Annotated in this window: 14 protein-coding genes; 2 read left to right on the top strand and 12 right to left on the bottom strand. The window is 67.8% G+C overall.

Annotated features, from left to right (window positions below):
* Positions 1-199: 199 nt before the first annotated feature.
* The 9 genes from M8859_RS13665 to M8859_RS13625 form a co-directional block, all read right to left on the bottom strand.
* Positions 200-1,240, bottom strand: coding sequence for an alpha/beta hydrolase (locus tag M8859_RS13665; RefSeq protein ID WP_223519919.1), 1,041 nt, complete (start codon positions 1,238-1,240; stop codon positions 200-202).
* Between the two features lie 888 nt (positions 1,241-2,128).
* On the bottom strand, positions 2,129-3,190 hold the full coding sequence (locus M8859_RS13660) for an alpha/beta hydrolase (protein WP_159922469.1): 1,062 nt from the start codon (positions 3,188-3,190) through the stop codon (positions 2,129-2,131).
* A gap of 305 nt (positions 3,191-3,495) precedes the next feature.
* Positions 3,496-4,563, bottom strand: coding sequence for an alpha/beta hydrolase (locus tag M8859_RS13655; RefSeq protein ID WP_159922554.1), 1,068 nt, complete (start codon positions 4,561-4,563; stop codon positions 3,496-3,498).
* Positions 4,564-4,790: 227 nt separating this feature from the next.
* Positions 4,791-6,719, bottom strand: a complete 1,929-nt coding sequence (locus tag M8859_RS13650) for an arabinofuranosyltransferase AftB family protein (RefSeq protein WP_249644328.1) — start codon at positions 6,717-6,719, stop codon at positions 4,791-4,793.
* A gap of 4 nt (positions 6,720-6,723) precedes the next feature.
* Positions 6,724-7,650: a decaprenyl-phosphate phosphoribosyltransferase gene (locus M8859_RS13645; protein WP_159922467.1), complete on the bottom strand. Its 927-nt coding sequence runs from the start codon at positions 7,648-7,650 to the stop codon at positions 6,724-6,726.
* 1 nt (position 7,651) lies between these two features.
* Complete coding sequence (locus M8859_RS13640; RefSeq protein WP_159922550.1) at positions 7,652-8,203, bottom strand: phosphatase PAP2 family protein; 552 nt, start codon at positions 8,201-8,203, stop codon at positions 7,652-7,654.
* A gap of 89 nt (positions 8,204-8,292) precedes the next feature.
* Positions 8,293-10,227, bottom strand: coding sequence for a glycosyltransferase (locus M8859_RS13635; RefSeq protein ID WP_195069814.1), 1,935 nt, complete (start codon positions 10,225-10,227; stop codon positions 8,293-8,295).
* A gap of 7 nt (positions 10,228-10,234) precedes the next feature.
* Entirely contained in the window at positions 10,235-11,461 is a 1,227-nt protein-coding gene (gene glf / locus M8859_RS13630; RefSeq protein ID WP_195069815.1) for a UDP-galactopyranose mutase, read from the bottom strand.
* Between the two features lie 262 nt (positions 11,462-11,723).
* Positions 11,724-12,446 (bottom strand): SDR family NAD(P)-dependent oxidoreductase, encoded by a 723-nt coding sequence (locus tag M8859_RS13625; protein WP_159922461.1) that lies wholly within the window; start codon positions 12,444-12,446, stop codon positions 11,724-11,726.
* A gap of 120 nt (positions 12,447-12,566) precedes the next feature.
* Between M8859_RS13625 and M8859_RS13620 the strand changes: the two genes are divergently transcribed.
* Positions 12,567-13,211, top strand: a complete 645-nt coding sequence (locus M8859_RS13620; protein ID WP_159922459.1) for a TetR/AcrR family transcriptional regulator — start codon at positions 12,567-12,569, stop codon at positions 13,209-13,211.
* 49 nt (positions 13,212-13,260) lie between these two features.
* Here M8859_RS13620 and M8859_RS13615 read toward each other — a convergent pair whose 3' ends face one another.
* Together M8859_RS13615 and M8859_RS13610 are read right to left on the bottom strand one after the other, a co-directional pair.
* The gene (locus tag M8859_RS13615; RefSeq protein WP_159922457.1) at positions 13,261-14,019 is read right to left on the bottom strand and encodes a MerR family transcriptional regulator; all 759 of its coding nucleotides are present in this window, start codon (positions 14,017-14,019) and stop codon (positions 13,261-13,263) included.
* Positions 14,020-14,397: 378 nt separating this feature from the next.
* On the bottom strand, positions 14,398-15,780 hold the full coding sequence (locus M8859_RS13610) for a SpoIID/LytB domain-containing protein (protein WP_249644304.1): 1,383 nt from the start codon (positions 15,778-15,780) through the stop codon (positions 14,398-14,400).
* A gap of 434 nt (positions 15,781-16,214) precedes the next feature.
* On the opposite strand from M8859_RS13610, the gene M8859_RS13605 reads away from it, so the two are divergent.
* Positions 16,215-18,881, top strand: a complete 2,667-nt coding sequence (locus tag M8859_RS13605; protein WP_249644303.1) for an N-acetylmuramoyl-L-alanine amidase — start codon at positions 16,215-16,217, stop codon at positions 18,879-18,881.
* Between the two features lie 130 nt (positions 18,882-19,011).
* On the opposite strand, the gene M8859_RS13600 is transcribed toward M8859_RS13605, so the two are convergent.
* Positions 19,012-19,851 carry an HAD family hydrolase gene (locus M8859_RS13600; protein ID WP_159922453.1) on the bottom strand — a complete coding sequence of 280 codons (840 nt, stop codon included), beginning with the start codon at positions 19,849-19,851 and terminating at the stop codon, positions 19,012-19,014.
* Positions 19,852-19,888: the final 37 nt, after the last annotated feature.

Raw genomic sequence — 19,888 nt, 5'->3', positions numbered from 1 at the left:
CGCCGAGACGCCCACGTGTGCCCCAGCTACCGCACATAATCCCTGCCACAAGAGCTTTGTACTCTCGTTATAGCAATGATCACTGAAGACACGCGCTGCGCAGCAAACTCTGTTCGCTATGTCGCGATCGGGACTGCCCCCGAACGCAATTCAGGCCGCACCGAATCGGTGCGGCCTGAATGCGTGCAGGTGGCTCAGATCACCAGGCGCCGGTGGCGTCCAGGATCATGTTGCGCGAGGCGAACAGCTGGCCCTCCCAGTACTTCCAGGAGTGGGTGCCCGCGGCCGGGAAGTCGAACCGGGCCGGGATACCCAGCGAGTTCAGGCGAGCCTGGAACGCGCGGGTGTTCACCAGCGACAGGGCTTCCAGCGCCATGGCGTTACCGGTGTTGAACACCCCGACCGCCGAGTTCGGCTGATCGAACTGACCCGGCAGGCCGCTGGCCGCCGAGATGTACATCGGCAGACCGCGCAGCTGCGGCGCGAACACGAACGGGTCCATCCGCAGCCACTGCGAGCTCCACGGCGCCGCCATCGAGTCGACGTTGTAGCGGCCGGCGTCCAGCATCGCGATGCGGATCGCCTCGCGCATACCCGGCGCGGAGATGTTCAGGTAGCCCGAGTAGGAGGCGGCGAACTTGAACTGATCGCGGTGGTAGGCCGCGAGAGCGAGCGCCGCGCTACCGCCCATGGACAGGCCGACGACCGCGTTGTTGGTGCGCGAGACGCCGTAGCCCTCCAGGAAGGCAGGGAGTTCCTTGGTGAGGAAGGTCTCCCACTTGTAGGTGGTCTTCTGGCCGTTGAGGTTCGACGGCGCGTACCAGTCGGTGTAGAAGCTGGACTGGCCGCCGACCGGCATCACCAGGGTGATGTTGTCGCCTGCGAACTGCTGCAACGCGTTGGTCTCGAACGACCAGGCGTTGCGGTCGTCGCGAGCGCGCAGACCGTCGAGCAGGTAGAGCGCCGCGTTGCCGCCGCGCGAGGCCCACTGCACCTGGACTTTGATCGGGCCCATGCTCGAGGGGACCATCAGGTCCTCGAAGCCACCCGCGGGTGCTCGCAACACCGGTGCGTGCGCCGACGGCGCCGCGGTGGCGAGAGTCGGGGTCGCCAGGCCTGCGGCGGTCGGTAGCGCCAGTACGGCGGCACCGACAGCCAGAATTCGATTACGCCAACTACGAGGCGCGCCTCGCCGTCCCGACGGTGTTCTCTTCGGCGCGGCCGCCCTGCCGAAACGCATGAATCCTGCTCTCTTTCTGCTGTTGTGGTGCCATCCGCCACCCGAGGGGCGAAGCGGCACCCGTGTTGCCAACGAGACGCGCGTCACGGACCCGGTCCCGACAATCCGATTCCGTGACGGCGCTACAACGATCTGGTCACACTTGCGCTCGCTGGACGATATTCGACGCCCTTCGCTTTAGCAAGATCCGGGGTCTTTCCACTGGCCGAAATCCATCCGTTCACGCAAGGTAATGATGCGGTGACCTTATCGCGTTCTCCCGGTGATGTCGTCCTGGATCGCAAGATATTTGCGCTCCGGGCGAGAACTGTCACCGACCCGAGATCTTCGCAATCCCGACATCGGCCACACCCGGCTGCCCGGACGCGCGTCCAGGAGACGGGATGCATTCCCGCTTCCGGCCCGTGACCGGACCGTGATCGGGCCCGAGATCTGCTGTGATTGCCACGGTGCGAACCTCGAGCAAACAACTACTACCACCGATGACCATACATCAGCGATCACATAGCAAACGCTAGGCAGGCCCCGCCGGGGCGGCCGAGCCCGTAGCTCGACCACTCCTGGCACCCGTGCGTCATCCAGCGCCTCCGGCATCAACTCTCGAGTAGGGCTCACCGACCAGCACAATCCGACAATCCAACGAACGCCGTTCTTGCCGGTAAACCTGAGCAAAAGCGCGAGATTCGCACCATCGGAACCCTCTCGGGTGCGAGTCTTACGAGCGCCGTTCGCGGCCCGGCTCGTGTCCGGGCGGGCGAAGCGCATGCGACGAAGTCGCGAATCTCGCCCGTTCGGACACGAGCCATAAGAGGGCCGCGAACACGCAGCGCCGCAGGCGCTGCAAACCCACACAGGCGCCGCGAAACCAACACGCGCCGCGAATCGAACTCAGCCGATGTGCGCCGACATATCCGGGATCATTCGCTTGGCCTCGTCGGACCAGTTGTTCCAGGCGTGAATTCCGAACGGGGGGAAGGAGTAGACCGCGTTGCCGCCGCCCAGCGTCGACATCCGGACCTGGAACGCGCGGGTGTTCGCCAGCGCCAGGGTCTCCAGTCCCATGCCGTTGAGGGTTCCGAAGCTCGGTGGGTCGGTGGCGGCGGGCAGGCCGCTGGCGGCGGCGACCCACAGACGGGTGCCGTTGCGGACGAGGTTGGGCGCGAACACGAACGGGTCCATGCGCAGCCACTGGGGGCTCCACGGTGGGGCCATCGAGTCCACGTTGTAGCCGCCCGCGTCCAACATGGCGGCGCGAATCGCCTCGCGCATGCCCGGCGCCGAGTTGTTCAGGTAGCCGGAGAACGAGCCCGCGAAGCTGAACTGGTCCGGGTGGTAAGCCGCGAGGGTCAGCGCGGCGCTGCCGCCCATCGACAAACCGAAGGCGCCGTTGCGATACGGGTTGAACCCGAGCCGGTCGCGCAGCGCCCAGCGCAAGTTGTTGGTCAGGAAGGTCTCCCACTGGTACCGGTAACTCTTGCCCGGCCCGCCCGCGAACCCGTTCAGACCGCCGGAACCGCTGCTGGAGCCGCTGCCCGCCGGGATGCCGAAGAATTCGCTCGGCGCGATCCAGTCGGCGTAGAAGCTCGACATGCCGCCGACCGGCATGACTACGTTAATGTTCCAGCTGGCCAGTACTTCCGGGATGTTGGTCTCGATCTCCCAGCCGTTCAGATTCTCCGGCGCACGCATGCCGTCCAGCACGTAGGCGACGCGATTGGTGTTGCCGTCCGCGGCGCGCAGAATCCTGGTCTTGATCGGCCCCATGCCGGATTCGACCCAGAAGTCGAAGGCGGCGGGGTTGAACGCCGCCGACGCCGTGGCACCGGTGCCCGCGATGGTCGTGCCGAGCGGCAAGAGCATCGCGACCGCGACGCCGAGGACGGACCGCCGTAACCACGAACCGGCGGTTCGGGACCTATCGGGTCCGCGCTTCCTGCCCGCACTTCGCATCACATTCGACCTTTCCCTCGGGCGGCCTGATCGGCAAATGTCTAGCGATCTCCACCAGCACCCTCATCGGACACCGGGACGCGACCTCCGCCGAGTCGCGGACGGGTCGACCTCAGTGCATGTTGTTCGCCTATCAATCGGCGACGAATGCCTTCATGTTGCTGGATGGTGATCCAGACCACAACTACCGAAGCCGTTTTCTCTTCCATTCGTTGCCGACGTAGCCACGGATCACCGTCCGAAAGCCGAAAGACCGCTTTGCGCCAGTGGCGCAAAGCGGTCTTCGGGTCTCGACTACGGGCTTATTACCCGATGTTCGCGGACAGATCCGGAATCATCCGGTAGACCTCTTCGGCCCAGTAGTTCCAGTTGTGCACACCCACGGCCGGGAAGTCGTAGGTGACGTTGTTCGCGCCCAGAGTCAGCATGCGGACCTGGAAGGCCCGGGTGTTGGCCAGCGCCAGCGCTTCCAGACCCATCGCGTTGAGCGTGTTGAAGCTCAGGCCGTCGGCCGCGGTCGGCAGACCGCTACCGGCGGAGACCCACAGGCGTGTGTTGTTGGCCTTCAGTCGCGGCGCGAACACGAACGGGTCCATCCGCAGCCACTGCGGGCCCCACGGCGGCGCCATCGCGTCGATGTTGAAACCGCCTGCGTCCAGCATCGCGACACGCAGCGCCTCGCGCATGCCCGGCGCCGAGATGTTCAGGTAACCGGAGTACGAACCGGCGTAACGGAACTGGTCGGGGTGGTAGGCCGCCAAGGTGAGCGCGGCGCTGCCGCCCATGGACAGGCCGAACACGCCGTTGCCGTTCGGGTTGAACCCGAGCCGGTCGCGCAACGCCCAGCGCAGGTTGTTGGTGAGGAAGGTCTCCCACTTGTAGGTGCTGGCCTTGCCCGGTCCGCCCGCGGAACCGGTCAGCAGGCCGGAGCCGGAGTTCGCCGAGCCGGTGGAGGAGGAGCCCGAGCTGCCCAGGCCGAAGAAGTCGCTGGGACCGTTCCAGTCGGCGTAGAAGCTGGACGGGCCGCCGACCGGCATGACCACGTTGATGTTCCACTTGGTGAGTTCGCGCACGACTTCGGTGTCGATCTCCCAGCCGTTGAGATCCGTGCGCGCCCGCATACCGTCCAGCGCGTACACCACGCGCCCGGTGTTGCCGTCGGCGGCGCGGAAGACGCGCGACTTGATCGGCCCCATCTCGGAATCGACCCAGAAGTCGAAGCCATCCGGATTGAACGCCGCGGACGCCGGGGCGGCGGGGCCTGCCACCGACACCCCGAGCGGCAGCAGAACAGCCAGCGACACCAGCACGGACCGCTTGAGCCAGGACCCTGCTTTTCGAGTATTAAGACGACGCCCGATAACGCCTCGCATCAGTTTCGACCTTTCGTTTTTCACAAGCGACAGCGGCAAGCCGTCCACACGGTAACCCGCCGATGCCCGCGACCCATGGACGCCAGGCCGGGCATACGGTCGTAGCGTATATCGGTACCGGCACGGCGGCGTTATCAAAAAGAGATAAAGCGGCGTACGCCACTTTTGTCGAACCCGCACGACGGGCCATGGGGCGGCGTGCTCCGGGCCCGGCGTACTTCCTCGGTTCAGCGTCGCGCGATCGGCTGCGGGAACGGATCGGCCAGTCCGCACCGCTGGATCTCGTACTTCGGTACCCGGTCGATGCGGTACTTCGCGAACCGCAGCGCGTTGCGTACGTTGTGCCGGAAGCGCTCGAAGGTGAGCGGGTCGCGGGAGGAGATCAGCAGCGCCTGGGTATCGGGGCAGGACATCGCGGTGCGCGCCTGGGTCACCCACTTCTCGTCGAGATACCAGGGCATCCACGGTTTCTTGTCCACCATGCCGGTGTCCACCACCACCCAGTCCGGGTACAGGCTCTTGTCGTGCCCGATCCGGCCGTCGACGAGCCGGTCGGTGTGCGCCGCCAGCGGGTAGGCCAGGCCCATCGGGTCGATCACGTGCACGTCCAGCGGGACGTTCATGCTGGTCATCCCGAGGTTCAGGAAGTAGACCGTGTGCCCGGCGCCACCTGCCGGAATGGGCTGGGGCGGCGGAGCCACATACCAGAACATGAACGAGGGCGAATTCAGCAGCAGGCCGCCGTTCGGGCTGGCGGTGATGTCGTTGACCATCGCGCGGATGCGCGGATAGTCCAGGTAGTCCTCGGCCAGGATCGGGTGATCGTGCCCGGTGTTGAGCACGTAGTACACGCGCTCGTCGACGATGCCGGTCGAGGTGATCTTGGTGCCGGTCTTGATCGCGGTGGTGTCGGCAGCGAACAGCGCCCAGCCCGCGACGCCGACGAACGCGACCGCCAGCGCCGCGAAGGACCAGTCCGCGCGCACACCGCCGACGGGCACCCGGATCGGAAGTACCGCGACCGGAAGCACCAGCAGGAACAGCTGCGGCAGCAGCATTCGGCCGTGCATGAAGTCGCCGCCGACCCGCAGCGCGTACAAGGTCAGGAGAAAACCGCTCACGAGGACCAGAGCGACCACGGCACCCGGCGAGCGCAGCCGCTCCCGAACTCGGCCGACGGACCATCCGCGCGTCTGTTCGCCATCGGAGTCCGCGGTCCCGCCCGCGCGCCCGCGTGCGGCGAGCACACCGGCGAGCAACAGCACCAGCAGCGGCGCCCACAGGAAGTACGGGCCGACCAGGTCCCAGAGGTAGGTCAACCCCTGCCCCCACTTGGCGCCGCCCGCGTCTTTCGCGACGGCGGTGTTCGGGTAGGGCAGGCCGTAGTAGCCCATCCGCCAGATCTGGTAGCCCAGTGGGACCAGCCCGGCCACCGCGACGATCGCCGCGCGCAGCACGATCGGCCGCAGCTTGCTCTCCGGCATGGGGGCCAGGAAGATCATCAACAGCGCCAGCGCGCCGACCAGCGTCATCTCCGGACGGATCAGCGGAGCGAGCCCGGCGAGGAAGACCACTCCGAGCAGGCCGGGCAGGCGCACCGTCTTCGCCTGGCTCCAGCGCATCAGCTGCCACCACAGCAGGCCGATCCAGCAGATCACCAGACCGCTCTCCAGGCCGGAGGTGACGTAGTCGCGGGCCGGAGGCAGTGCGATGTAGACCAGCACACCGGCGGGCAGCAACAGCCCGGCGCGAGTGCCGCCCCACAGCCGCGCCGAGCCGAGCATGGCGAACACGACCGCGGCCAGCGACACCGTGAGCGCGACGCCCAGCACCACGTACTCGAGCCGCGCCTGGGTCAGCCAGCTGAAGAACCAGACCAGATAGGTCCACGCGGTGCTCGTGTTGGCTTCGACGCGCTCGCCCGCGTTGAAGACGGGACCGTTGCCCGCCAGCAGGTTGCGCACGGTGCGCAGCACGATGAGACCGTCGTCGGCGATCCACCGCCGCTGCCAGCCTCCGATCGCGAAAAGGACAACGGTGAGGACGATCCCACCGACGAACGTGGCTCGGGATAGACGTACGAACCGCGACACGGAGCCCGTCGGCTCATCGGCCGACCGCCTCGCCGCGTATTCCGTTTGCTCCGCCACCAGCATCTCGTCAGGTGAGATAGACAGCGACACCTACCGCTCCGATCCAGGCGATTGCGAGGAACTGGAGGATTCGGTCCCCCAGCGCGATCTCCTCTGGTTCTCCGGCCTCGCCCCCATCGACGTCGACCGCGTAACGCAGGATTGCGATGGTAAACGGGATCATCGAGATCGCGAACCAATTGGTGTCTTTGATGCCGTCCTGCTGGAACGCCCAGAGCCCGTAGAACACCACCACCGCCGTCGCGGCCAGGGTCCAGATGAAGCGCAGGTAGGTGGGCGTGTAGTACTCCAGCGACTTGCGGATCTTGGCGCCGGTGCCCAGCGCGATCTGCAGTTCCGCGTAGCGCTTGCCCGCCGCCATGAACAGCGAGCCGAACGCCATGATCAGCAGGAACCATTGCGACAGCTCGATATCCGCCGCCGCGCCACCGGCAACGGCGCGCAGCAGGAAGCCCGAGGACACGATGCAGATGTCCAGCACGGCCTGGTGTTTGAGTCCGAAGCAGTAGGCCAGCTGGATACCGATGTAGACCGCCATCACGACGGCCAGCTGCCAGGACGCGAGGAAGGATCCCGCGATCGATCCGGCCAGCAGCGCCGCCGACAGCAGGTAGGCCAGGTTCACCGGGACGACGCCCGCGGCGATCGGCCGGAACCGCTTGGTCGGGTGCGCCCGGTCGGCTTCCACGTCGAGCGAGTCGTTCACCAGGTAGATGCCCGAGGCCGCCATGCAGAACACCACGAAGGCGATGCCGACGGGCGCGAGCACGTTGACGTCGGTGGCCGTGCCCGCGGCCAGTGGGGCGGCGAGCACCAGGACGTTCTTGACCCACTGCCGCGGACGGACTGCCTTGAACAGACCGCCGGCCAGCGTCTTGGGCGGACCCTTGACTACCGCCTCGGCGAGGTCGGCGCCGGTCGGCTCTTCACTCATGTCAACCAAGGCTCTTTCTTGTGCGGTCACTGTCGAGTCTCTTTTCGGCGGCGAGCAGGGCGGCGGCGGACGCGGCGCCGAGCGCGGAACCGGCGAGCACGTCGGAGGGGTAGTGCACCCCGAGGACCACCCGGGAAAGCAGCATCGGGGGGACGAGCACCGCTGGCAAGGGTAGCCCGGTCAATCTGCCGAGCAACACGGCCGCCGCGGTGGTCGAGGTCGCGTGCGAGGACGGAAAACTCAACTTGCTCGGCGTCCCCACGTTGACCTGCACCGATGGGTCGTTCGGGCGCGGACGGCGAACGACGCGCTTGATCACGATCGAGGCCGCGTGCGCGCCGACCGCCCCGACCGCTACCCCGGCCCACTGTCTGCGCCGCGGCTTGTCCACCAGCCAGCCGGCGGCGGCGATGCCGATCCAGCCGAGCGCGTGCTCACCGAAGTGCGACATGCCGCGCGCGGCGGACACCACGGCGGGCTTGCCGCCGAGGGCGGCCTGCACGGCGTTGATGATCGCGACTTCCGGGGGCGCGGTCGTGGCACGCTCGTCCAGAGGAGGCGCGGATACCGGGCCGCCGTGGCCGTTCGCGCGCTGCGGCGGCAGGCTCACCGCCGCGTCGTCGGCCGCGCTCGCTCCGAGACTCACTGCTGCTCACCCTTCGTGTCGATGCCGAAGACCTTCTCCCACGCCGCGGTGCTGGTCAGCTGCGAGTGGGCGGCGCGGTAGCGCTGCTGCATCTCCGGGAAGCGGGCGGCCAGCTCCTTGCGCAGGCGCATGGCCTCCTTGAACAGGCCGAGCGCCTGGCGGGGGTCACGCTTGCGGTAGACGACGCCGCGGCCGTCGGCCGTGGTGACGGTGACGCCGTCCACCTGCGAGAGCAGGAACCAGCGCGCGTCCAGCGTCGGCACGTTCAGCTGCGGGGTCTGGTGATGATCGGTGTGCGCGGGCCGGAAGTTGTGCACCACGCCCTTGGCCAGCCGGACCACCTTGGCGATCGGGTTGGCGGGCTCGCCGACAGCTCCGACGCCGATGTGGCTGGCCAGCGGCAGTTCGGTGGAGGAGGGCAGGATCACCGCGTCCGGGTACTGCTTGCGCAGTTCGTGCACCGCGCCCAGCGCGCTGGGCAGCAGCTGGAACAGCCGTTCGGGTCCGGCGAGGAAGTCGCGGATGGCCAGGTTCTGGATCGCGACCGTCGAGTACTCCAGGCACAGCAAGTGCTTCAGCGTGGCCTTGATCGTGTTGACGACCATGGCGCGCCCGTTGCCCGGCAGGTGCAGCGAGGCGACGACCAGGCGATTGCGCAGGTGGAAGTACGCCTGCCAATCGATGGCGTCGTCCTTGTCGCTCCAGGCCATGTGCCACACGGCCGCGCCGGGCAGGGTGACGGTCGGGTATCCGGCGGCGCGGGCGCGCAGTCCGTACTCCGCGTCGTCCCACTTCAGGAACAGCGGAAGGGGCTGGCCGAGTTCCTCGGCGACGCGGCGCGGGATCACGCAGGTCCACCAGCCGTTGAAGTCGACGTCGATGCGCCGGTGCAGCAACTTCGAGTTGTCCCGGTCCTTGAGCGGGTACTTCGAGAAATCGTGGTCGTACTCGACGTTCGGCGCGGCGGTCCACATGAAGATGCCGCGGTCGACGACCTCGCCCATCACGTGCAGGTGCGAGCGCTCCTGCAGATTGAGCATCTGGCCGCCGACCAGCACCGGCGACTTGGCGAAGCGGGCGAAGGCCAGCGCGCGCAGGATCGAGTCGGGCTCGATCTCGATGTCGTCGTCCATGTAGACGATGTACTCGGCGTCGCTGGTCTTCAGCGCCTCGTACATGACCCGGCTGTAGCCGCCGGAGCCGCCGAGATTGGGCTGGTCGTGGATGGACAGGCGATCACCGAGCGCCGCCGCCGATTCCGCGAATCCGGGCTCGTCGACGACCTTCTTCGTGCCCTGGTCGGGGATGATGACGGCTTCGATCTTCTCCAGCACCAGCGGATCCGAGCCGAGGGCGGCGAGAGTTTTCACCGCGTCGGTGGGCCGGTTGAAAGTGGGCATGCCGACCGCGATGCTGCCCTCGCCGGGCGCCTCGACCGGCGCGTACCAGCCACCGGACAGCAGCGTGACCGCCGTGTCGGTGGTGATGTCGAACCAGATCCAGCCGCCGTCCTCGAACGGGGCCAGGTCGGTCTCGAATTCCACCACCACCGAGTCGGCGCCCGTCGCGACCGCGAATTCCTTGCCCTGCACGTGGATTCGCGAGCCGTCGGCCTTGGAGCGGTACATGTCCACCCGGCCGTGACCGGCCAGTTCCAGCCGCAGCACCACCGACGAGAGGATGCTCCAGCGCCGCCAGTAGCTCGCGGGCAGCGCGTTGAAGTAGGTGCAGAACGAGACCTCGGACTCCGCGCCGATCGACAGCGACGTGCGCGTGGTCGCGTGCGCGCGCCGGGCGTTGGTCTGCGACTCCTCGACGTAGAGCGTGCGCACGTCCAGCGGCTCACCCGGCCGGGGCAGGATGATGCGCTGCAACAGCGACTTCGCACGGGTCTCGGTGGTCATGTCTTCCAGAATGGATTGGGCGGTCATCGTGCTCCTAAGCCTCCTGGTCCACGAGCGGCGCGCCGTCGGCGAGGTGCGGCTGGAGCACGTTGTCGAACATGCTCAGCGCGCTGCCGATGGCCATGTGCATGTCCAGGTACTGGTAGGTGCCGAGGCGGCCGCCGAAGACGACCTTCGCCGCCGCGGTCTCCTTCTTGGCCAGCTCACGGTAGGCCAGTAGTTTCGCCCGGTCCTCCGGTGTGTTGATCGGGTAGTACGGCTCGTCACCGGTCTGCGCGAACCGCGAGTACTCCCGCATGATCACGGTCTTGTCGGCGGGGTAGTCGCGCTCGGGGTGGAAGTGGCGGGGCTCGATGATGCGGGTGTAGGGCACGTCCGCGTCGTTGTAGTTCATCACCGAGGTGCCCTGGAAGTCGCCGACCGGCAGCACCTCGGTCTCGAAATCAATGGTGCGCCAGCCCAGCTCACCCTCGCTGTAGTCGAAGTAGCGGTCCAGCGGCCCGGTGTAGACGACCGGCGCGTCCGGGTTCTCGGCGCGCAGCTGCTCGCGCACCTCGAACCAGTCGGTGTTCAGCCGCACCTCGATCAGATCGGAGGCGGCCATGTTCTCCAGCCACTTCGTGTAGCCCTCGCGCGGCAGGCCCTCGTAGGTGTCGTTGAAGTAGCGGTTGTCGAAGGTGTAGCGGACCGGCAGCCGGGTGATGTTGCCCGCGGGCAGTTCCTTGGGGTCGGTCTGCCACTGCTTGGCGGTGTAGTCGCGCACGAACGCCTCGTAGAGCGGGCGGCCGATCAGCGAGATCGCCTTCTCCTCGAGGTTCTGCGCGTCCTTGGTCTCGATCTCCGAGGCCTGCTCCGCGATCAGCTTGCGCGCTTCCTCCGGCGAGAAGTAGCGGCCGAAGAACTGGGAGACCAGACCCAGGCCCATCGGGAACTGGTAGGCCTGACCTTTGTGCATCGCGAAGACGCGGTGCTGGTAGCCGGTGAACTCGGTGAACTCGGTGACGTAGTCCCACACTCGCTTGTTGGACGTGTGGAACAGGTGCGCGCCGTACTTGTGGATCTCGATCCCGGTCTCCGGATCCGGCTCCGAGTAGGCGTTACCGCCGAGGTGGTGGCGCCGTTCGATCACCAGAACCCGTTTACCCAGCACGGTGGCGGCGCGTTCGGCAACGGTCAGCCCGAAGAATCCGGAGCCGACGACGATCAGATCGAACTGTGAGGCGGAATGGACGGAGTTACCGGGGGACGATGCGACGGTCACGGGAGCCCAGAGTATCGGAAGTCCCCGGCGCGTCCGGGTGGAGTCGGAAGTGCGCCGAGCGGCACCGCTCGCCGCACCCGGTTTCACGCCCTCGACCTCTGGATTTCGCCGGTTGTTCGCTGAAAGGATTCGGCTGGCAACTGACCGGCTGTTTACTCCCCTGGCCGGCTCGTCGCGCCCGGTTCCGCGGTGTTCGCAGCGCTCCGCGAGCCGCCTCGAGCCGTGGCGCGATCAAGGCGGCTTTCCCACGCGTGGGCAGGGCTCAGGCCGGGAAGCCGACGTCGAGTTCGACCTCGTCCCGCTCGGTGTACAGCCGCCAGTAGTGGTCACCGAGTTCGTCCGCGCTGATCCGTACGAGCTCGAGACCCTCGGGGATCAGTTCGGGATGTTCGTCGACGATCTGCGCGGCCTTGCTGCCTTCGATCAGCGCGCCGATGTTCAGCAATCCGACGTAGACGCCGGTGCCGCGTAGTTCGATCTCCAGCTGGCGCAGGTAACCGCGTTGCGCCGCCAGGGCGATGCCGAAGTTCGCCAGATAGGGCGCCGGGAAATACTCCGAAGAGCCCGAGGTGAACAGCAGCGCGCCGTCGCCGCGCTCCACCATGCCCGGCGCGAGGGCCCTTGTCACCAGGATCGGTGAGTGCAGCTTCAGCGCCATCGGCACCGCGAGGGAGGGGACGTCCACCTCCAGCGTCGATGGCAGCCGGTCGCTCATGTTGCCCGCCGCGCCGTGCATCGCCACGTCGATCGGCCCGAAGGTCGCCTCGATGTTCTCGATCACCCCGGTGACCTGCGCGGCGTCGGTGACGTCCGCGGGGAAGGCGGCGGCTTCGACGCCTTCGGCCGTCAGCTCCTCGGCGTGCCGCCGCGCCTTCTCGGGGTCACGCCCGATGACCGCCACCCGGAATCCCTCGCGTCCGAATCGCCGTCCCGTGCCGACACCGAGCCCGGGGCCGTACCCGAAGATCGCGATCGTCTCGGCCATTTTCCCTCCCGCTTAAGTTGAGACATAGTTCAAGTTCACAGTCGAGACTATCGCAACTTGAACCCATGCTCAACATATGGAGTGACCCGGCTTTGTCAGCCGGATTTGTAGGATCGGGCCGTGGACAAGCCGTTACGCAGCGACGCCCAGCGCAATCGGGACGCGCTCGTGACCGCCGCCCGCGCGGTCTTCACCGAACGCGGTCTCGACGCACCGCTGAAGGAGATCGCCGCGCGCGCGGGAGTCGCCATCGGCACCCTGTACAACCGCTTCCCCACCCGCGACGACCTCATCGCGGCCGCGGTCGAGGACCGGATCGAAGCGGGCAGCCGCATCGCCGAGGACGCGCTGGCCATCGACGATCCCTGGGAGTCGTTCGTCTACTTGGTGGAGCGGGTCTGCGCTTTGCAAGCCGCCGACCGGCTACTCAGCGAACTGGCGGTTCGCACCGCCCCCAGCCGCGCCATCGCTCGGGCACAGGAATACGGCCACGGCCTGATGCGCCGGATCATCGCCCGCGCCCAGGAAGCCGGCGTCCTGCGCGCCGACTGGGTACTCGAGGACATCGCCTTCATCACCTGGTCACACACCAGAATCGTCGAGGCGACGGGTCACATCGCCCCCGAAGCCTGGCGGCGCCACCTCGGCTTGGTACTCGACGGCCTACGCGCGGAGGCCGCCCATCCACTCCCGGTCCCCCCGATCACCGAAGACCAACTGATGCACGCGCTCGGACGGGGCGACCGCACTTCGACCCCGGAATGAATGACGGCCGGTACGCGGGTGCGCGTACCGGCCGTCGGTAAGGCGGGATCTACAGCCGCTGCTCGGCGTAGATCTTCATCGCGTCCCGCACGTACTCGGCGGTGCCCGCGCCGTGCACGTCGTAGTTGACCGCGAAGCGCGGGTCGGCGACGTACATCTCGCCCAGGTTGATGAACGCTTCCTTCACCACCGGCCGCCCCTGCCAGCCGACGCCGATCCAGTCGTAGTGGCGCTGGACGATGGCCTGCACCTCGTCGCTGTCGAGCGCGAGCCCGTCGGCGTGCGCCCGGCCGTAGTCGGCGGCGATGTCGAGATGGGTCTGCTGGAAGGCCTTCCGGTCCGCGTCGGACATCGAGCGCCACCAGCGGTCGCCGCTCTCGTAGGCCTCCTTGCCCCAGCGTTCGATCACCTCGTCCTTGTACTTCGTGTGGTCGAAGCCGTCGAAAACTTCTGCTGCCACGAGTTGTTCACCTCTTTCCGTCTTGTGCAGCGTGGTTTGCACCGACTCGATCTGCCGCCGGATCCGATCCTGTTCCTGCCGAAGCAGTTGCAGGTGCGTGCGCAGCGCGGCGGCGGTGTCCTGCTCTCCGGCGAGGACTTCGGCGATGACCGGAAGGCCGAGGCCGAGTTCGCGCAGCAGCAGGATGCGTTGTAACCGCACGAGGGAGCCCTGGTCGTAGTAGCGGTACCCGTTGGCGCCGATCCGGCTGGGCGGCAACAGCCCGAGCTGCCCGTAGTGACGCAGCGTGCGACTGGTGGTACCGGCCGCCTTCGCCAGATCCTGAATGGACCATTCCCCGGTGACCATGACCTGTCCTCCCTCCTTGCTCTCGTCGGTATAACGAGCATGCAAGTTGACGTTACGTCAAGGTCAACCCCTGATTCGCCGCGATTTCTCGACCGCCAGCGCAGCGCGAACGTGGACGCGGCTGCCGAAAGCCCGCTATGTGAGTTCCGCGCCACCACCAGCCGCATCAAAAGAATCCGTGCCCTAGACACCAGATCGGCTGGAACCTCGGTTGGCGAATCATCGGCCTGCCAGAGGCCGTGCCCGCTTACGGCCGCTGCCATCAGCGGGCACCGCCCCAGCATTGGCGGACGCCCAGCGGACGTCGTTGTACCGCCTGGTGCGGCGACACCGTCGGTTGAGTCGCCCTCCGGGGCTGGGCCGCGTCGCCGGGGTGAGTCACCCCCCGGGCTGGGCCGCCCCTCCGGGCTGGGCCGCACCACCAGGCTGGGCCGCACCACCGGGTTGCGCCACACCCCCAGGCTGCGTCACACCACCGGGTTGCGTCACACCACCGGGTTGCGCCGCACCACCAGGCTGGGCCGCACCACCAGGCTGGGCCGCACCACCAGGCTGGGCCGCACCACCGGGCTGCGTCGCCCCACCAGGCTGGGCCGCACTACCGGGCTGCGTCGCCCCACCAGGCTGGGCCGCACCACCAAATCCCGCCGCACCACCAAGTCCCACCGCACCGCCAAGTCGAGGCGAGTCACCCGCAGCAGGTGCGTGACTGGGCGGGATCCCCTGTGCTCCTGGTGCTTCCGGCACCACTTGCAACATCCGCGAGTAGTCGACGACCTGCGCGCCCAGCGCGGGCGTCACGACGATGACGCCGTTGGTGTAGTGCCGGTAGGTGCCCGCCCGTTGCGGCAGGATCATCTCGGGACCGAGCGGCGCACCGATTCCGCTGCTCGCGCCGCCGATGCGGCGGTATTCGGCGTCGATCGCCGACTCGGTAACCGACGCCTGCTCGCGCGGATCCTCGGTGGGGGCGGTGGTCACCAGCTCACCGGGCGCGGGGCCGACGTCGAGAGTGTCGATGCCGGCGGGTTCCGCACCGTCCGGCGCGGCGGAGTACTCCGCCCGCAGGATCCGGCCTTCGCGCAGCAATACGGCGCCTGCCGTGGCCGCGACCGCTGCCGACGTTCGCGAATCCTCCTTCGCGGTACCCGGATACCGCTGGCAGGCAGTTGTGTCGCAGGTCCGCGCGTACGGATAACGTTGTTCGGCAAGGGCATACGAACGCGCCGCGATCGCCTGGGCGCGCAGCGCCTCGGCCGCGCCTTTGTCCGCCCAGTTGGCCTGCACCTCGGCCGGGACCACACCGAGCAGATAGTCCTCGACGTCCACCTGGTTGATCGTGCGGGCCGCGCCGTCCTCGAGGGCGACGCCGAGCGCACCGCGATACGCCGAACCACCACACAGCGTGAGATGTTCCGCCGCAGGGCGATTCGTGCTGGGATCGATCGGGTGAATCCAGGGGTCGTCGGTCGCTGCCTGCCACAGCACCTCGCCGTCGCAGCCGTGCGTGACGACCACATTCGCGCCACCGCCCGGCAGAGGCGTCAGGTGCGCGGCCTGGCCGGGTGTGACTTCTCGGCCCGCCACCCGCGCACCGGCGGCGGCGAAGGCGTCCAGGGACGAGTCGTCCTGCGCCATGAGCCGCACCCGGACGGCTGCGGGCGCGACGGTGGCGAGCGCCGCACCGGGGTAGTAGCGCGCGAGGATGCGTTCGGCTCCCCAGCCCTGCCGCGCGCTCTCGAACGCACCGACCTGACTCATGCCGCGCCCGTGCCCCGGCCCGACCAAAGGTCGGTAGGGAGCCCCTTCCGGCCAGCTGGACAGCACTGTGCCAGCGATAAGCCCGATGCCGCTGAGCAACATGGAGTTCAGCGCTGCGCGGCGGATGGTTCGCCGACTCCGCATCCGGGATCGACGTTCGAAGAAACTCCTTATTACCAGCACTCTTGTCCCCTGCACGCTCGCTCTACGATGCATTCGTTCACTTGCCAGGACATTCCAGGACGGGGTTGATCCGTAACCTTTCGGACACGTTCTCCGACCACGCGCAATCAACGAGCTACATTCAGGCAATCACATAATCCTCAACAAGAGGTTTAGCAATGTGACAATTGTGGCTATTGTGACCATTGATACATCAGGAAGTAACCCCGGAATCACTCATGATCACTGGTTCGACCTGATTGGAGACGCTCGTGCGGTACCGCAAACCGAAACGTCCCTACGTACTCCCGGTGGTCACCACCCTCGCGGTCGCGGCCCCGCTCGCCACGCTCGCGCCCAGCGATTCCACCGACTACCGCACCGCCACCAACAGCGAACTGGCCGCCGTATCGGCCGAACTGGCCGAGGTAGCGCTCACGCAGGCTCCCGATATCGTCTTACCGCTGCGCGAACTCACCGGGCTGACCATGCCTGAGCTGCGCCTTTCCGACCTGCGCATGCTGCCGACTCCGGAGTCCATCGCGATGCCGGACCGACCACCGCTACCACCGGATGGACGGCTATCCGAGCGAATACGACTACCCAGCTCGAATTCCGACCAAACCTCCGTCCCGGAGATCGCTTCGAGCCAGCGGGCCGAAAACTCGAATTCTCCTGCTCAGACAATTTCCCAACCCACCACAGGTAGTGTCCGATTCATCGCGGATCCCGGCCGGCTCCAGCCCGGAACCACGCCCGACACTCCCGCGCTGTCTCCTGGGGCTGTGACCCCTGAATTGATGAGCCAGGTGGGGGCCCAGGTCAAAGAACTCTCCAGCGACACGCCGTTCAGCATGGTCGCGCTCACCGCCGAAAAGCTGGCGGACACCAAGGCCACGATCCGCGCTCGGCAGCCCGACGGCACGTGGGGGCCGTGGTACGAGACCGAACCGGTCGACACCCATCGCACCGACCGTTCCGGCCCGGGCGCGACCGACGGGACCGAACCGATCTACGTCGGCAACACGAACGCCGTACAGGTGCTGGTCACCCGCGAGCAATCAGCGGCTCCGACGATCCGGCCGGTGGCGCAGCCTGGCCCGATCGCGGACGATCCGGCCCAGCCGGACACTCCGGCCGGACAACCCGTCCCGCGGCCGGACGATCCGGCCCAGCAGGTCGCAGACCTGACCGCCGTGCTCATCGATCCGGGCCGCGGCGCCGTCGACGGCTCGCTGCACGACGTCGCCGCGCCGTTGCCAGGCGGGCCGAGCGTCATCACCCGCGCCCAGTGGGGCGCCGACGAGTCCATCCGCTGTGACCAGCCGACCTATGACGACAACCTCGGCGGCGTCACGGTGCACCACACCGCGGGCCGCAACGACTACAGCAAGTCCGAGTCGGCGGGGATCGTCCGCGCGATCTACACCTATCACGCGAAGACGTTGGGCTGGTGCGACATCGGGTACAACGCGCTGGTCGACAAGTACGGTCAGGTCTTCGAAGGACGCTCCGGCGGTCTCGACCGGCCCGTGCAGGGTGCACACGCGGGCGGCTTCAACGAGAACACCTCGGGCGTCGCGCTGATGGGCAACTACGAGTCCGAACAACCGACGGACGCGGCGATCGAGGCGATCGGGGCTTTCGTGGGCTGGCGCACCAAGGTCGCCGGTCTGGACCCCAAAGGCTCCACCACGATGTACTCGGAGGGCACCTCGTTCACTCCGTATGCCCGGGGCGAGGCGGTGCGGTTGCCGATCGTCTTCGCACACCGCGACGTCGGCAACACCACCTGCCCCGGCGACGCCGCGTACGCGCTGATGGATCGGATCCGCGACATCGCCGCAGGCACTCCGGGCGCCTCGGGCGGACACAACAGCCAACTTCCCGCGATCGATGAATCCGACGTGGCGGATCTCGCGGCGCTGACCACGAAGCTGCTGAACATGGTGCACGACAACATCATCGCCAGGCACTGGTCGCACTCCGGCGGACCGAACGGACCACTCGGCACCGCCCGGTCCGACGTGCTGCCCACCGCACAGGGCCGGCAGTACGCGAAGTTCTCCAACGGATACGTCTACACCGCGGCGGACGGTCGGGTCGTCGAGGTTCTCGGCACGATCCTGGACCGCTTCCTGCAACTCGGCGCCGAAACGGGCGTCCTCGGGCTACCGCTGCGCAACGCCTACCCGGTCCCGGACGGCCTGCGCGCGGACTTCGAGCGCGGCTCCCTGATCCTCAACCAGCTCACCGGCATCGTCACCACAGTGTGGAAGACCTACAACGACACATACCAGGAACAGATGGGCCGCGAACCGGTCGGGGCTCAGATGAGCGCCCCGCTTCCGGGCAGCGCCCCGGCTCAGGTGAGCGCCCCAGCTCCTGACCGCGAACCGGCTCACCTGAGCGCGCCGGTTCTGGACGGTGCCCCGGCCCCTGGCAGCACCCCCGCTCCCGGCAGCACCCCAGTTCCCGGGAGTGGCCCGGTCCCTGGCAGTGCCCCGGCTCCCGGCAGTGCCCCGGCTCCCGGCAGTGCCCCAGCTCCCGGCAGTGCCCCAGCTCCCGGCAGTGCCCCAGCTCCCGGCAGTGCCCCAGCTCCCGGCAGTGCCCCAGCTCCCGGCAGTGCCCCAGCTCCCGGCAGTGCCCCGGCTTCGGGCAATGCGCCCGCTCCGGGCGGCACCCCAGTTCCGGGCGATGCCTCGGCCCCGTCGGTCTCTATTCCCGGTAGTGCCCCCGCACCAGCTGTCAACCAGGTTCCAGAGGCGCGTACCCCGCTCCCCCGGCCACCCGCTCCGGCGGGAAGTCCCACCCCGATCGGTCCGGCGCCCGCGAACACACAAGACCCGGCTGCCGTTCACACCCCTCACGGCTCGGCACCCGCAGTCACCGACCCGGCCGCGGTGGCCCCAGCCGCTTCACCCTCACCCGAGGGTTGAACCAGAACAACTTCGCAGATGACACACGGTTCGGAGCTCGGCTATACGCCGGGCTCCGAGTCGTTTCGATACGCGTTCCGCGTCAGGGCCGCGGACAGGCAGCGCGAAAGCGCGGCGAATCGAACACAACTCATACCCACCAGCGTTCGAGGACGCGCGCGACGCCGTCGTCGGAGTTCGATTCGGCGATCTCGTCGGCGGCCGCCAGGGCTTCGGGGTGGGCGTTGCGCATGGCGACGCCGTGGCCCGCCATGGTGAGCATGGGGACGTCGTTGGGCATGTCGCCGAACGCGACGATGGTGGCCGCGTCCACGCCGAGCCGCTGGGCGACCACGGTCAGACCGGCGGCTTTGGTGATGCCGGGCGCGGACAGTTCGATGAGCCCGTGCTCGGTCGAGTAGGTGATGTCGGCTCGCTCGCCGATCAGCGGCGCGAGCACCGAGCGCATGTCCGAGCTGCGCGCGCCCGGTAGTCGGATCAGCATCTTGATGGCGGGCGCGTCGATGACCTCCTCGCGGGCGACCGAGGTGTCGTCGGGATTCAGCCAGGCGTGCTCGTATTGGGGCGAGCTGACGAATTGCGGCGTCACCGCGTCGTGCGCGCTCTCACCGACGCGTTCGGCCGCGAGACCGCAGCCCGGCAACGCCCGCTCGGCGAGGTCGGCGAGCCAGGCGAGCGTCGGCACGTCCAACGTCATGCTGGCCAGCACCCGGTCGGTGGCGCTGTCGTAGATCACCGCGCCGTTGCCGCACACGCACAGCGGCGCGTAGCCCAGGCCCTGCACCACCGGATCGATCCAGCGCGGCGGCCGCCCGGTGGCCAGCACGAACGGCACACCGTCGGCGATCAGGGCGCCTACCGCCGCCTTGGTCCGCGCGGTCACCCGCTCGTCGTGATCGATGAGCGTGCCGTCCACATCGGTGGCGACCATCTTCGGCTTGGGCAGGTGCGGGGGCGTCACCCATTCCATCCTGCCGGACGACTCCGGGCCCGTGCCCGGCCCCCGT

It is taken from the genome of Nocardia sputi (genome assembly GCF_023501985.1).
Note: the sequence above shows the minus strand (reverse complement) of the source record. Positions and strands in the feature narration are given on the sequence as shown.